The following is a 14,942-nucleotide window of genomic DNA, read 5'->3' on the forward strand; positions in this document are numbered from 1 at the left end:
AGCTTAAGAAAAATCGTGTTTTATTTTCTGCGCAATACTAGGTATACTACTGTAATCCTGGACCAAAAACAAAAAGACATGTGTGGAATTGTTGCCTATTTAGGCCCGCGCCAAGCGTATCCAATACTCATTAAAGGCCTTCAGCGCCTGGAATACCGTGGATATGATAGCTCTGGGGTTGCATTACTGAACGGAGGTCTCCACATCTACAAAAGAAAAGGGAAGGTTCAGGATCTACTGGACTTTGCAGCTGAAAAAGATCTTTCTGGCTCTTTGGGTATTGGCCACACTCGTTGGGCTACGCACGGGGTTCCCGACCACGTCAATGCGCACCCTCACCAATCAGGAAATGGGCGAATTGCTTTGGTGCACAATGGCATCATTGAAAACTATGCTTTGCTAAAGACCGCTTTAGAAAAAGACGGACACGTTTTTAAAAGTGAGACGGATACCGAAGTACTTACCCATTTGATTGAAGCGGTTCAGGAGCGAGACAATCTTCCTTTAGAAGAAGCCGTACGGGTAGCACTCACAAGGGTGATCGGTGCTTATGCGATTGTTGTGATCGACCAAGATGACCCCGGAAAAATTGTAGCGGCTCGTAAAGCGAGCCCGCTGGTAGTGGGTTTGGGCAAAAACGAATTTTTTCTGGCTTCAGATGCTACGCCAATTATCGAGTACACCAACCGGGTTGTTTATCTCGATGATGAGCAAATCGCGGTGGTGAGCCTGGAAGATGGCCTCCAATTGCGCTCTATCGGGAATGAAGAGCAGACGCCTTTTGTGCACGAGCTGGACATGAAAATCGAAGCACTGGAGAAAGGAGGCTATGATCACTTCATGCTTAAAGAAATTCACGAACAACCGCAAACGGTAGCCGATTGTATGCGGGGCCGCTTGAACGCAGAAGAAGGATGGATTAGATTAGGAGGACTAGAAGAATTTGCCAACAGAGTAATGCAGGCAGATCGCTTTATTATAGCCGCCTGTGGTACTTCCTGGCACGCTGGATTAATTGCGGAATACTTGTTTGAAGATCTCGCCCGGATTCCGGTCGAAGTGGAGTACGCCTCTGAATTGCGTTACCGCAACCCGATTATTCGGGAAAAAGACCTGGTGATTGCGATCTCTCAGTCGGGAGAAACCGCCGATACGCTAGCTGCTTTAGAAATGGCGAAACAAAAGGGAGCCATGCTTTTTGGAATCGTCAACTCGGTAGGTTCTTCTATCGCTAGGATTACGGACGCCGGTTCTTATATTCACGCTGGCCCCGAAATTGGGGTCGCCTCTACCAAAGCCTTTACGGGGCAAGTGAGCCTGCTCACGATGATGGCCCTGAGCCTGGCGCACAAGCGTGGGACGATTTCCAATTCTTATTTTCGTCAATTGGTCAGTGAATTGGCGAATATTCCCGATAAGATTCGGCGGGTACTGGAAAAGGACGAGCAAATACGTTATATTGCGGGCGAAATCAAAGACCACTCTAACGCCCTTTATCTAGGGCGGGGTTATAATTTTCCCGTTGCGCTGGAAGGCGCGCTGAAATTAAAAGAAATTTCCTACATCCACGCTGAAGGATATCCAGCAGCCGAGATGAAGCACGGGCCAATCGCTTTGATCGACGAGAATATGCCGGTGATTGTGATTACGACAAACCGGAGTGCTTATGATAAAATCGTAAGCAATATTCAAGAAGTCAAAGCGCGCAAAGGCCTTGTTATTGCAATTGTAAACGAAGGAGATACAGTGATTAGCAAAATGGCTGATCATGTTATTGAAATCCCCAATACAGAGGAACCATTTACCCCTTTATTGTCGGTTATCCCACTACAGTTATTGTCTTACCATATAGCCCTCATGCGTGGCTGTAATGTAGATCAGCCCCGTAATCTGGCGAAATCAGTAACAGTAGAATAAAGAAAAGAGTATGATAGATTGGAATATGACCTACAACTCTGCCAAAGATAATCTCACGATTCCTGAATACGGAAGACACGTGCAGCTTATGGTAGACCACGCTCGTACCATCGAAGATGATGCGCTACGCCAGCGATTTGCCGAACGCATCATTAAGTTAATGATGCAGATGGTACCCCAGAACCGTAATATCGAAGATTATAAAGGTAAACTGTGGCGCCACTTGTTTCGGATTGCCGAGAATGATTTAAGGGTCAGCCCACCAGAAGGGGTAGACATGCCAGAAGATGTCAGTGGTCGTTTGTTTCCAGACACGGTGCCTTATCCCGAAACGGAAGCGCAGTACCGTCATTATGGCCATAATGTTCAGACGATGATCAAGAAGGCCATCGCTATGGAGGACGGTCCGAAAAAAGAAGGCTATGTTGCGGCCATCGCGGCTTACATGAAACTGGCCTACAAAACCTGGAACCGCGAGCATTACGTAAGTGACGAAATCATCAAGGCAGACCTCAAGTCCTTGTCAAAAGGCTTGTTGGAAATACCCGAAGAGCAGTCACTGGACAATTTGGTCAACAAGACCACCCAGCGCCGTCGGCCCACCAGCAGTGGAGGCAGCAAAGGAGGTAAGCGTTCTTCTGGTGGCTACAGCAACCGCGGCAGTAGCAGCGGTGGTCGCCGCAAAAGCAGTGGGAACGGCCGGCGTGGATCGCGCAAGTAGGCCAGTACTATTCGTTCTTTTAAATTAATGCAAAGCAGTGTGCCGTATCCTTTACGTACACTGCTTTGAACTTTATTGATCATCACAAGTTGTCAACTCATGCATGCATCTGGAACCTTCGTGGTAGAAGGTGGTCACGTTTTGAAGGGAGAGATCGTCCCACAGGGAGCAAAGAACGAAGCACTACAGGTGCTTTGTGCCGTATTACTTACCAGCGAACCCGTCGTTATTAGCAATTTGCCGGCTATCCGTGATGTCGATAAATTGATAGAATTACTAAAAGGCTTAGGGGTAGAGGTGACTCAACTGAGCAGCGATACTTACCGTTTTGTCGCAGCAAATGTAGACCTCGATTACGTACTTACCCAGGATTTTACCCGTGATGCCAGTCGTATTCGCGGCTCGGTCATGTTGATTGGGCCACTTCTGGCGCGCTTCGGACGGGCTTCATTGCCTAAACCAGGAGGTGATAAAATTGGCCGCCGCCGCCTGGATACCCACCTGCTAGGGTTGGAGCAACTAGGTGGGCACTTTTCCTTCGATAATGAGCGTAACCTGTATGCTTTTAAAGCGGAAGGCCGTTTGCAAGGTTGCTACCTGCACATGGAAGAGATTTCCGTTACGGGTACGGCCAATGTAGTAATGGCTGCCGTGTTGGCAGAAGGAGAAACAACGATCTACAACGCCGCATGTGAACCTTATGTGCAGCAACTTTGTCGGATGTTGCAAGCTATGGGGGCTAAAATCAATGGGGTTGGCTCCAATCGCTTACATATCGAAGGGGTAGATCAGTTGCAAGGGACGGAGCATCGCTTACTCCCCGATATGATTGAAATTGGTAGTTTTATTGGTTTGGCCGCGATGACCAAATCAGAGATTACCATCAAAGATTGCCGCGTAGACGAGTTGGGCATCATCCCCCATACCTTCCGACGGATGGGTATCCAGATTGATGTTGTAGGAGATGATCTTCATATCCCCGCGCAGGAAGAATATGAAATCCAGAGCTTTATTGATGGTTCCATTCTTACCGTTTATGATGCTCCTTGGCCTGGGTTTACACCCGACCTGATGAGTGTGATTTTAGTGATTGCTACGCAAGCGAAGGGCAGTGTTTTGGTCCACCAGAAAATGTTTGAAAGCCGCCTCTTTTTTGTGGATAAACTTATTGATATGGGTGCGCAAATCATCCTCTGCGATCCTCATCGGGCCACCGTGATTGGTCTTAATCGACGCTTTCAGTTGAGAGGAATAGAAATGACTTCTCCGGATATTCGTGCGGGTGTGGCATTACTGATTGCTGCCTTGTCGGCAAAAGGCAAGAGCACTATTCGCAACATCCACCAAATTGATCGTGGATACGAACGTATTGACGAACGCTTGGTAGCACTGGGTGCAAAAATTACCAGACTGGAGGAATAAAAAAAGCTTATGATATTATATAACGTCACGATAAAGATAGATCATGCCAGCCACAATGATTGGTTGGCATGGATGAAGGTCGTTCACCTTCCGGAAATGATGCAAACCGGAATGTTTTTAGAATACACCATCTCTCGCTTACTCGGTACCGACGAGACCGAAGGTTTTACGTATAGCATCCAGTATTTGGCCCACGATTTTGGTGCTTATCAAGAGTACCAGGAAAAATACGCCGCCGACTTGCAACGTAAACATCACGAACGCTACCAGGAAAAATACGTTGCTTTTCGCTCTATAATGAAAGTGGTGGAAAGGGGAGATGGCGAAATTTGACCGCAATAGATAGGTCTTTCACTGCTTTTAAATTTGATCTTAAATAAGTATTTCGTACTAACGTACCTTTGAATGAACCCTCACCGGTGTTAATCGTTGTGAAGGACAGTTTACTAGTAGGAAAACGCTTATTATCATGACAAAGCAACTTTTGCTATTGTTACTGCTTTGCAGTAGCCTTATACCGTCTTTTTCCCAGATGGCCTTGCAAATGGCAAGCGAGGAGCAAGAAGAGGGGCTCTATCTGCGAAAATCTCAAGAGAAAATCACTATCGATGGTCAGCTCGATGAGGCCGCCTGGTTTACGGGAAGACCTGCAGTTGATTTTTGGGAGAACTTCCCTTCCGACACTTCTCGGTGTGCGTGGAAGACAGAAATTTACATGACCTTCGATGAAAACAACCTCTACATCGGTGCCAAATGCTATGCTCCGGGTAATAAATATGTGACCCCGAGCTTGCGCCGGGATTATCGGGCGGGCGGTAGTGATAATATCACATTTCTACTTGATCCTTTTCGCGATCGTACCAATGCTTTCGTTTTTGGGATGAACCCTTACGGTGTTATGCGGGAAGCACTGATTTCTAATGGAGGAAGAAGTAACGACGACTGGCTGGGAGAATGGGACAATAAGTGGCAGGGCGAATCAGCCATTTTTGATGATTACTGGTCTTGTGAAATCGCCATCCCTTTTAGTACCATACGTTTCCCGGAAGGGCAAGTAGACTGGTATTTCAATAGTTACCGTTTTGATACGCAAAGTAATACCCGCTCTACCTGGCAGCCGATTCCCCAGAATCAGATCATTATGAGCTTGGCCTATATGGGCAATATGCAGTGGGAAGAAGCACCTACCACAAACAATAGTAGTATCTCGCTCATTCCTTACCTTAGTGGAGCTACCCAACGTGATTATGAAGAGGGCTTACCGTCTACAAGTACTTTTGGCGTGGGTGGAGACGCCAAAATAGCCGTGACCTCCGGCCTTAATCTCGACCTGACGGTCAACCCCGATTTTAGTCAGGTAGAAGTAGATCAGCAAGTGATCAATCTTAGTCGGTTTGAAGTTTTCTTTCCGGAACGGCGACAGTTCTTTCTGGAGAACGCTGATCTTTTTGGCACCTTTGGCGATGATCAGGTCAATCCTTTTTTCTCCCGCAGAATTGGCGTTTCACAAGATACCAGCACTGGTGCTGCCATTTCCAATCCCATCTATTATGGTGCTCGCCTCAGTGGCAAGCTGGACAATAACTGGCGGCTAGGCCTTTTGAATATGCAAACGGCTAAGGATGACGAAAATGGGCTGCCCAGCTACAATTACACCGTAGCAGCTTTGCAAAGGAAAATGTTTTCACGCTCCAATCTAGGCTTCATTTTTGTAAACAAGCAAACCTTCGCCGATCTCGCTGGAGATACCCTCAATAATGCCTACAACCGTGTGGCAGGATTAGACTACAACCTGGCATCGGCGGATAATCGATGGAATGGCAAGTTTTACTTTCATCACTCTTTTTCACCGACGCAAGGAAAAAATCCTTTCTCGCATGGCGCTCGGGTCGATTACCTTGAACGGCGGTATGCGTTTGGAATGGAGCAGCGGTATGTAGGTGAAGAATACGATGCTGAAGTGGGCTTTGTTCCCCGTAAAAACTATTGGCAAATTAACCCTAGAGGGGAGCTGTTTTTTTATCCTGAAAAAGGCCCCATCAACCGGCATGGCCCCCGCTTCCGATCACGTTTTTTGTGGACCCCCGAAGAGGGTAATACCGATAGGTTTATGTTTTTATCCTGGGATATTAGCTTTACAAATAATAGCCGGCTGAGTTTCGATTTTGGGAATGAGTATGTATATCTGTTGGAGGATTTTGATCCTACCAATACCGATGCTACACCCCTGCCAGGAGCTACCGGCTACACCTATAACCGGTTGTCGATGGAATACAATTCTGACAGCCGTAAAACCTTCTCGTATCGACTAGAGCCCACAGCAGGCCAGTTTTTCAATGGCTATCGCTACGGCTTGCAAACCAATATCACCTGGCGTTACCAGCCGCTGGGGCAGATCTCCCTGACGACGAATTACAGTTACATCGACCTTCCTGATCCCTACGCCAGCGCCAGCTTATTTTTGATTGGTCCTCGTATTGACCTGACCTTTACGAAAAATATTTTCCTCACCACCTTTTTTCAGTACAATAGCCAAATCGACAATTTCAATGTCAATGCACGTATGCAATGGCGTTTTGCTCCAGTCTCTGATTTCTTTTTGGTGTATACCGATAATTACAATTCACTGGATTGGAATGTGAAAAACCGGTCGATCGTAGCAAAGGTGACGTATTGGTTAAATACATAGCAATAGACTTGTTCGTCCGGGGGGCTTTACCTTCGGTGATCGCTTCGCTCGGAGTTGGAGGGAAGACGCCGCTATCTTTTGTTCCCGCAAGCGAGCAAAGTGGGAACATAGCCTTACAGGGTGACCGGGAATAGGATTTGGGAATACATGAGGATAAATAAGCAAGTGTAACTCCTGCGAATTGATCCATTGGTTCCGGCCAAGTTCTTTGAAAAATCGGGTTAAACAAGATGTTTTGTGCCTTGAGAAGCCAAAATATGGCCTTTACTGTCCAAATTGATGGAAAAAGGAGGTACTTGGCCAATTTACGTAAGTTATTGGCCAAGCACATCAACGTAAATTCCGCTTTTACTTTTTCCAGGCCCCGGAGTAAAAACCGAGTATATCCCAGATTGTATTTCAAATGGCCAAAAATGGCTTCAATGGGGTGTAGTCGTCGGTTATACATCTTTTTGCCTTCTGGGATATTTAATCGCTGCTTCATTTGGTCTCTTAATGCTTGTCTTACTTCTCTTAAGATCGTACGATAAGGAGACCTCTTAGGAGTACATTCATCTTTGAAAGGGCAGTTTTTACACGCCGTCGTGCGATATTGGCGATATTCTTTATTACGAGTCCGGTCTATTTTAATGCTTTTGAACGATAGGGTGTGCTTAGCCGGGCAAGTGTATACATCTCGTTGATCGTCATAGTCAAAATGAACACTATTAAAAGGTTGATTTTCAAAAGTGGCATTCATGTCTCGGTAAGGGACGTATCCACAGATGTTGTTGGTGTCCATGTATTCAAAACTGTCGAAAGTGCCAAAGTCAGCATCGGCTAGGACAACCTGGACCTGTTGACCAGTGTTGGCTTGAATGCCTTGAAGAGCAGGGATCAGTTGTGCTTTATCATTGCCATCTAAGACCACATTATTATAGGAGATAATTTGATCTTCACTACAGGCTACCTGGATATTATAATTCGTATCAAAGTTTCCTTTTTTACCTTTCATGATCGGGGCATCCGGATCGGTTAAGTTCATCGTCTTTTTGGACTCATCGGTTTTCATGACCTCAATGGCATCACTGATTTTTTTGTACAGGCGTTTGTTCGCTACTATTTTTTTTTTGAGATCCCTCATCAGAAGGCTCTTTTTCTAATGAGGCAATATCATCCAAGAGTACCTGTTGCCATTTTTCATATTGTGCTGCCGTTTTTGTCCGACCCTTGGAGCTATTGGATTCCTCTTTGCTACCATCCACAATACTAAAAGTGGCATCCCCCAAACCAAATTCCTGACACTTTTTTAGTACTTGGACGAAAAGATCTCCAAAATGCAGATAGTTATCTCTACGAAAATCATTGATGCAACTCTTTTGAGGACCATAGTTTTTACTCAAATAAATGAAGCCAAGGTTTTCCTCACAGGCTTTGGCTAACTTCCGACCGCTCCGAATGCCTACGGCATATCCATAAAAAATGATACTGAGCAGTAATTTAGGATGCAAAGCATTTTGTCCAAGACCACTATATGTTGCCTCAATGGCACTTGTATCTAAGCTGGATATTATCCTCTCCATCTGCTTGCTTAGGTGCTCGGAAGGAAGATGTTGGCTTAAATCAATCATCACTGAGTGATCAGACCCGATTTCATAATTCTTAAATTTCGCCATAGTTACACATGATAACATTTTTCTATGCCTTAAACTAATCCTATTCCCGGTCACCCTGCTTAGCTACGTGACCACTTTGCTCGCGAAGTGGGAGCGGGAGAGAGCAAGTCAGCCCCCAAATGTTCCCGGCCGAACAAGTCTAATAAAAAAGCTCCCTACTGTGAACATGTCAGTAGGGAGCTTTTTTTACACCAGATCAGTGCTTAATCTTCAATGGCGATACGCTCCAGCTCGATGATATCGTGCATGATGGAGAGTACTTCGTAGATGTAAAGATCTTTGGAAACGCCTTTGAGGAAATCTTCGTTACGCGCCTTTTTGCTTTCATCCGCAGCAAAAGTCGGCAGGTCTACCTCCAGGTTGCGAGCGCTTGGGATAATGACCTCGTCGAAGAGGTTCTTGAAGCGATCAGCATCTGCAGTACGCGCAGCTTCGAGGCTTTGGTAGTCCTGTAGGTTGAGCGGGTAATCTGTCAGATCGCGTAGTTTTTGCAAACGAGCAGCGTTGGCTTGTATCTTGCCAAATACCTCGTTTTTAGCAACGCGAGCTTTGCTACGGGCTTCAATTTGCTCCAGGTGCGACATGCTCAACACCTTCTGCTCATAATCCACGGCCGCAATTTCGGTCCACGGCATAGCGTACTCCTCTTCTTTTTCCCCTGTTTCAATGTAAGCGTAGCTGTCAGGCAGGATGATATCGGGGGTTACACCACGCAATTGGGTAGAACCACCATCGATACGGTAGAATTTCTGTGTCGTCAATTTCACTTGTCCGAGTGGCTTCACGTTTTCAAAACCACGCAAGGTGCGATCAAGGTCGATAAAACGTTGTACGGTACCCTTACCAAAGGTAGAATTGCTACCCACAATGACCGCACGGCCATAGTCTTGTAAAGCTGCGGCAAGAATCTCACTTGCACTGGCGCTAAAGTTATTGACCATCACTACCAGTGGGCCGTCGTATTGTACTTGTGGATCAACATCCATTAGTACTTCAGGCTCGTAATCACGTGATTTTACCTGAACAATAGGACCACGCTCGATGAAGAAACCCGACATTTTCACTACGTCGCGGAGGCTACCACCACCATTATTACGTAGGTCGAGGATGATACCATCAACGCCAGCATTTTTGAGTTTACTAAGCTCCTTTTCCACATCGTCGGCGCAGTGGCGACCGTCACGATCCTGGAAATCAGCATAGAAGCTGGGCAGGGAAATATAACCAATTTTCTCGCCGGGTGCCTGACCATCGATGATGAGTGATTTGGCAAAGCTTTCGTCTAAAATCACAATATCACGCGTGATAGTAATTTCTTTTTCGCTGCCATCAACTTTCTTAACGGTAAGGATAACTTTAGTGTCCTTGCTCCCGCGAATTTGAGAAACCACATCGTCAATGACCATGCCTTTGATATCTACAGGGGCCTCGCCCTCTTGGGCTACTTTAGTGATAATGTCGTTGGCTTCCAATTCCTTGCCTTTCCAGGCGGGGCCACCGACTACGATTTCCGTAACCTTGGTATAGTCGCCTTCGGTAAGAAGACGAGCACCAATACCTTCCAACTTACCACTAAAGCGGATGTCGAAGTTTTCTTTATCGATCGGCTTGTAGTAGCTGGTGTGTGGGTCAAAGACACTGGTGAAAGCGTTGAGGTACTGGCTCATCCGATCCTCGCGATCCAGCTTGATCAGGCGATCAAACCAACGATCAAACATCGTCATTACGTCGGCACGTGCCTTTGCTTCTAATTCCTCATTTGTTTTTCCGGCAAAATCTTCTTCGCCTTTTTCTCTTTTATCAATGGCTTCGGCGTACCGGTCAAGCGTTTCGTACTTGAGGTATTTTTGCCAGTATTGCCACAGCTCTTTTTCATCGCTGGCGTAGGCACGCTTTTCTCCGTCAAGCTCTACCGACTCTCCGGTGGAGAAATCGAAGGGCGTCGCAAGGATATCTTTGTAGTACCCTTGAGCCCGTACCAGTGCTTTGTCCATCAACTCTTGGGTAAGGTTGAAGAAGGTAAACTTACTATCATTGATTTGATCATCAATGTCGTGGCGGTATTTCTCCAACTGGGCTACTTCCTTAGCGGTGAGGAAACGTTTGCCGCCATCAATACCATCTAGATAGAGGTCGTAAATTTTTTCGGAAAAGTTATCGTCAATATCCTGGGGGCTATAGTGGTAGCGCTCCATGCCTTTGACGAGGGTCTGTAAGAGAACGGCTTCCTTTTGCTCGTCGCTTAACTGTGGGTACATGAATGCTGCAAGCATTAATACAGCAACCAGCGAAAAGAAAATTGATTTTTTGAAGTTCATATAACTGTATTTTGTCGGATCTAGACTTAAGACGATAAGCAGCGTAAAAAGATACTGCTGAAATCTTTTGTAATTAACAAATATGTATCTTAAAAATTGTGCAAATAAGTACTTTGCTGTAACGATTGATGTCAAAAATAGCTGATTTGCATCGAATGTTACACTCGTCGACTTATTCATTTACCACAATGAATACCTTATCTGTTGTTAAATGGTTTTCCAAAACCATGCCAAAGCTCAATTTTAACGCTTATTTGACGAACTCTGCCTATCTTTGCTCCTGTAATTGGGCAGCAAGCTTGCAACTTGCCCATTCTGCGAAAGCAGGATCATTAGCTTAACTACAGTAAAAATAACATGTCAAGACGTTTACACAACCTCGTCAATAACGACGAGCTCAAGCGCCGTATGGAAACCTCCGAGGAGGCGCGAACCACCCTTTCTTTCTATCAGTATCACCAAATCGATAATCCCCAGGCTTTTCGCGATCAACTCTTCAGAGATTGGTCTAAGCTTGGTGTTTTTGGCCGTATCTACGTCGCCAAAGAGGGCATCAATGGTCAGATTTCAGTACCCACTGCTGGTTTTGAAGCGTTCAAGGCGGAGATGTTCCGTATTCCATTTTTAAATGGTATCCGCCTGAATATCGCGATTGACGACGATGGGAAGTCTTTTTACAAGCTGAAAATAAAAGTCCGCGACAAGATTGTTGCGGATGGACTTGATGATGAAACTTTCGACGTGACCAAGCGCGGCAAGCATCTTTCGGCACGCGAGGTGAACGAATTGATGGCGAGGGAAGATGCCATTGTCGTGGACATGCGTAATCACTACGAAAGCGAAGTGGGCTACTTCAAGGATGCTATCCGTCCAGACGTGGAGACCTTCCGAGAAGCCCTTCCCCTGGTGGAAGACATGCTACAAGACGCCAAGGATAAACCCATTATCATGTACTGTACGGGAGGGATTCGCTGTGAAAAAGCCAGTGCCTACTACCTACATAAAGGTTTCGAAGCGGTACACATGATTGATGGCGGCATCATAGAATACGCCCGCCAGTGCGAAGAAGAAGGTCTGGAGAACCAGTTTCTAGGCAAAAATTTCGTCTTTGATGAGCGACTGGGCGAGCGTATTTCCGGTGAAATCGTTTCCAAGTGCCACCAGTGTGGCAAACCCAGCGATACCCACACCAACTGCGTGAATACGGCTTGCCATATTCTTTTCATTCAGTGCGAAGAATGTGCAGAAAAGCACCAGGGCTGTTGTTCGAAAGAATGCACCGATTTCGCCGCGCTGCCCGAAGAAGAACAGGAACGCCTGCGCCCAACGATGAGCTTCAACGGGACGAAGTTTGGGAAAGGCCGCTATAAGGCCAATCGGCAGAGTGATCCGGTGATTTAAAAACAGCTTCTAATTTTAGTAAACTATGTCCGGTAAACTCTATCTCGTTCCTACGCCCATCGGCAACCTTGAGGATATGACCTTGCGGGCATTACGTATCTTGAAGGAAGTCGCGCTGATATTGGCGGAGGACACCCGCACCAGCAAACGCCTCTTGCAGCATTATGAGATAGAGACGCCGCTAAGGGCTTTTCACGCCCATAACGAGCACAAAGTGACCGACCGACTGGTGGCAGAGCTACAAGCAGGAGCGGAGTGGGCGCTGGTCACCGATGCCGGAAGCCCGGGGATCAGTGATCCTGGATTTTTGTTGGTGCGCGCTTGTGTAGAAGCTGGGGTACGGGTGGAAGCATTGCCCGGAGCTACGGCACTCATCCCGGCGCTGACCGCCTCGGGTTTACCCGCCGATAAGTTTCATTTTGAAGGATTTTTGCCCCATAAGAAAGGCCGCCAGACACGGTTGCAATACCTGGCGGAGTTGCCGGTGACTTTTGTGATGTACGAATCACCCTATCGCCTGGTCAAGTGCCTGGATCAATTGATTGAGCAATGCGGGCCCGAGAGAACGGCCTGCGTGGCACGCGAACTCACAAAAATGTTCGAAGAAGTAAAAACGGCTACCCTACAAGAACTCGCGGATTACTACCGGGACAAGGACAAGGTCAAAGGCGAGATTGTATTGGTGGTAGCGGGGAAGTAATTCTTTAAGGGCTGACAATCAACCTGTTTTTCGTCAACTCCAAAATCTCCAAATCGGCAACTATCACTTGGTCAGTGTCGTAAATTTTCAGGTGAGCATTTCCCGCATCGTATTCCCAGGTTCCGGTAAGGGAATAGTGGGCATCATTGGGAGCTAATACCATGTAGGTACAGACGCCTCCTTCCTGGAATTCGTAAGTGGCTCGGAACCTGCTGATAGGCAGATCAGAAAAATCACAAGGTTGGAAATAACGCCCTTCTTCCAGTAGCTCTTCGTGAACGTGTGTCCAGCAATTCAACAATAATTCAGTATCGAAAATGGCTGCGTCTTTGGCCTGATCACAGGCTGTAAATCCTGTTGAAAGTAGGATGAATGAAAACCCCAGGAGGAAATATATTGACTTCATCGGTATTTTTCTTTTAAAGACAGGGCTTGTGCTAAAATAGGTTGGGTTGTACTTGCATTGAATTTCTAAAATCATTAACTTACCGACCGAACGGTTAGTAAAGTTATGCCTGTACAAAAAACAACAAGAGAAGATATCCTTCAGCGCTGCTGGGAAGTGATCAATTTGCATGGTTACAAAGGTTCTTCTATCAGTATGCTGGCCAAGGCTGCGGGCCTGGGTAAGGCTGGTCTACTCCATCATTTTGGTTCTAAAGAAGACCTGATGCATGAGGTTTTAGAATTTTCTATGGATTTTTTCCGTAGTTACGTGCTGGCTGTCGCAGATGAGGAGCCGCTGCCTTTGGAGCAGCGCTTAGAGAAAATGCTCCGTCGTCAGAACCGTTTGGCAAAAATAGACCAACGCGGCTGTTTTTTTACCAATGTAATTATGGAGATGGGCCAGGAAGGGATTCACAATGAATTGCTGATGGCTTTTTACGACGAGTGGAAGCAAACTTTTGCTCGCCTGTTAGGGAACGTTTTGCCTGAGGAAAAGGCGAAAGAACAGGCTTACCTAATGCTGTTACAATACGAAGGTGCGATCACGCTTTACAAGCTCACCGGCGATGAAATGCACTTGGAGTCATTTGTAGATCGCTATGTGCAAATCTTAAGCTTATGAATTATCAACAACTTATCTTCAAAACAATGGGGTTGGGTATCAACTTCTACGCTTTATTCAGCAAAAAGCGAGCAGGAAAGAAGGTTTACCAACTTTTCACCACGCCACCCAAACCGCAATTGCGGGAGAAGGAGCTCGATTTTCTAGCCACAGCCACGCGCTTTAATTCGGAGCGTGGAGGGCGGAAAATTGTAGAGTACCATTGGGGAGTAGAGGGGAGCCCTTACATTTTGCTGAGTTACGGATGGGGGTATAATTCGGGGCGTTGGCGCTACTTTGTGGGGCCTTTGGTGGAAGCGGGATATCGGGTGATTGCGTACGACCCACCGGGGCATGGGCAGGCTGTTAGGGAGCAGTTGGATTTTGTAAACAATGTTGACATTATTGCAGCTTTGATTCGCCATTACGGTCGGCCGGAAATAATGATTGGCCATTCCTTTGGTGGATCGAGTAGTGTGCAAGCTATGGCGGTGTTGCCCCAGTCACTTCACCCACAACGGATGGTGGTCATGGGGGCTTTTAGCAATGCTCAGACCAGCGTTTTTCGATCGTTGAAAAACGGTTTAGGTTTGACCGCGTCGGTATACCAAGTGTTTGAAAACTGTATTCAAACAGCGGCGGGAAATCGCTTTCGTTCTTTTGATATTGGCCGCGGGACGGCAGCTTTGGGGCATATTTCCGCGCTGATTGTTCACGACCCTCAAGATAAGGTTACCTCTGGCAACCAGGCTCTAGGTTTTCATGCTTATTGGCCAGGGAGTGCCCTGTACTTACCGCTAGGCGCCAAGCATCACCTGGGGACACCGCGGGTGACGAAGGCGATAATTGATTTTGCTTTGTACGGCAATTTGCCCCAAACTGCTACCGTGCAGGAGCGTCCATTGCCAGAAAGCTATGAATTAGCGACTTTTTACAAAAGGTAAGCCCCTTTATTCCTTAGTATTGCGCAGAAAATAAACTGCGATTTAGCTACGCTGCTTCTTCGAGGTTTCTAAGGTTTTCCAAATAGTTAAAACGCCTGTCCGGCTGGCCAGACGGGCTTTAAATGAA

The 14,942-nt window shown here is 46.6% G+C and carries 12 protein-coding genes and 1 pseudogene; 9 read left to right on the top strand and 4 right to left on the bottom strand.

What is annotated here, in order from left to right; translation table 11 throughout:
- Window positions 1-78: 78 nt before the first annotated feature.
- The 5 genes from glmS to AB0L18_RS09450 all read left to right on the top strand — a co-directional run bounded on the left by glmS (window position 79) and on the right by AB0L18_RS09450 (window position 6,749).
- A complete protein-coding gene (glmS, locus tag AB0L18_RS09430; RefSeq protein ID WP_367392337.1) occupies window positions 79-1,917 on the top strand; it encodes a glutamine--fructose-6-phosphate transaminase (isomerizing) in 1,839 nt (612 codons plus the stop codon).
- Window positions 1,918-1,927: 10 nt separating this feature from the next.
- Complete coding sequence (locus AB0L18_RS09435; protein WP_367392338.1) at window positions 1,928-2,638, top strand: DUF4290 domain-containing protein; 711 nt, start codon at window positions 1,928-1,930, stop codon at window positions 2,636-2,638.
- 99 nt (window positions 2,639-2,737) lie between these two features.
- Entirely contained in the window at window positions 2,738-4,060 is a 1,323-nt protein-coding gene (murA, locus tag AB0L18_RS09440) for a UDP-N-acetylglucosamine 1-carboxyvinyltransferase (RefSeq protein ID WP_367392339.1), read from the top strand.
- A gap of 9 nt (window positions 4,061-4,069) precedes the next feature.
- Window positions 4,070-4,393, top strand: a complete 324-nt coding sequence (locus tag AB0L18_RS09445) for a DUF4286 family protein (RefSeq protein ID WP_367392340.1) — start codon at window positions 4,070-4,072, stop codon at window positions 4,391-4,393.
- Between the two features lie 136 nt (window positions 4,394-4,529).
- On the top strand, window positions 4,530-6,749 hold the full coding sequence (locus AB0L18_RS09450) for a DUF5916 domain-containing protein (RefSeq protein ID WP_367392341.1): 2,220 nt from the start codon (window positions 4,530-4,532) through the stop codon (window positions 6,747-6,749).
- A gap of 313 nt (window positions 6,750-7,062) precedes the next feature.
- Here AB0L18_RS09450 and AB0L18_RS09455 read toward each other — a convergent pair.
- The 3 genes and pseudogenes from AB0L18_RS09455 to AB0L18_RS09465 all read right to left on the bottom strand — a co-directional run.
- Window positions 7,063-7,872: pseudogene (locus AB0L18_RS09455) on the bottom strand (transposase); the annotation flags it as partial.
- A complete protein-coding gene (locus tag AB0L18_RS09460; RefSeq protein WP_367390268.1) occupies window positions 7,814-8,404 on the bottom strand; it encodes a transposase in 591 nt (196 codons plus the stop codon). The gene AB0L18_RS09460 and the pseudogene AB0L18_RS09455, both read right to left, overlap by 59 nt.
- 203 nt (window positions 8,405-8,607) lie before the next feature.
- The gene (locus AB0L18_RS09465) at window positions 8,608-10,722 is read right to left on the bottom strand and encodes a carboxy terminal-processing peptidase (protein WP_367392342.1); all 2,115 of its coding nucleotides are present in this window, start codon (window positions 10,720-10,722) and stop codon (window positions 8,608-8,610) included.
- A gap of 357 nt (window positions 10,723-11,079) precedes the next feature.
- On the opposite strand from AB0L18_RS09465, the gene AB0L18_RS09470 reads away from it, so the two are divergent.
- Window positions 11,080-12,123: a rhodanese-related sulfurtransferase gene (locus AB0L18_RS09470; RefSeq protein WP_367392343.1), complete on the top strand. Its 1,044-nt coding sequence runs from the start codon at window positions 11,080-11,082 to the stop codon at window positions 12,121-12,123.
- Between the two features lie 25 nt (window positions 12,124-12,148).
- Window positions 12,149-12,823 (top strand): 16S rRNA (cytidine(1402)-2'-O)-methyltransferase, encoded by a 675-nt coding sequence (gene rsmI / locus AB0L18_RS09475; protein ID WP_367392344.1) that lies wholly within the window; start codon window positions 12,149-12,151, stop codon window positions 12,821-12,823.
- 4 nt (window positions 12,824-12,827) lie between these two features.
- On the opposite strand, the gene AB0L18_RS09480 is transcribed toward rsmI, so the two are convergent.
- The gene (locus AB0L18_RS09480) at window positions 12,828-13,229 is read right to left on the bottom strand and encodes a hypothetical protein (RefSeq protein WP_367392345.1); all 402 of its coding nucleotides are present in this window, start codon (window positions 13,227-13,229) and stop codon (window positions 12,828-12,830) included.
- A gap of 105 nt (window positions 13,230-13,334) precedes the next feature.
- On the opposite strand from AB0L18_RS09480, the gene AB0L18_RS09485 reads away from it, so the two are divergent.
- Both AB0L18_RS09485 and AB0L18_RS09490 read left to right on the top strand, forming a co-directional pair.
- On the top strand, window positions 13,335-13,892 hold the full coding sequence (locus tag AB0L18_RS09485) for a TetR/AcrR family transcriptional regulator (RefSeq protein ID WP_367392346.1): 558 nt from the start codon (window positions 13,335-13,337) through the stop codon (window positions 13,890-13,892).
- The gene (locus AB0L18_RS09490; protein ID WP_367392347.1) at window positions 13,889-14,815 is read left to right on the top strand and encodes an alpha/beta fold hydrolase; all 927 of its coding nucleotides are present in this window, start codon (window positions 13,889-13,891) and stop codon (window positions 14,813-14,815) included. The genes AB0L18_RS09485 and AB0L18_RS09490 overlap by 4 nt, the downstream gene beginning before the upstream one ends.
- The last annotated feature ends 127 nt before the right edge of the window (window positions 14,816-14,942 follow it).

It is taken from the genome of Lewinella sp. LCG006, assembly GCF_040784935.1.
Classification (GTDB): Bacteria; Bacteroidota; Bacteroidia; order Chitinophagales; family Saprospiraceae; genus Lewinella.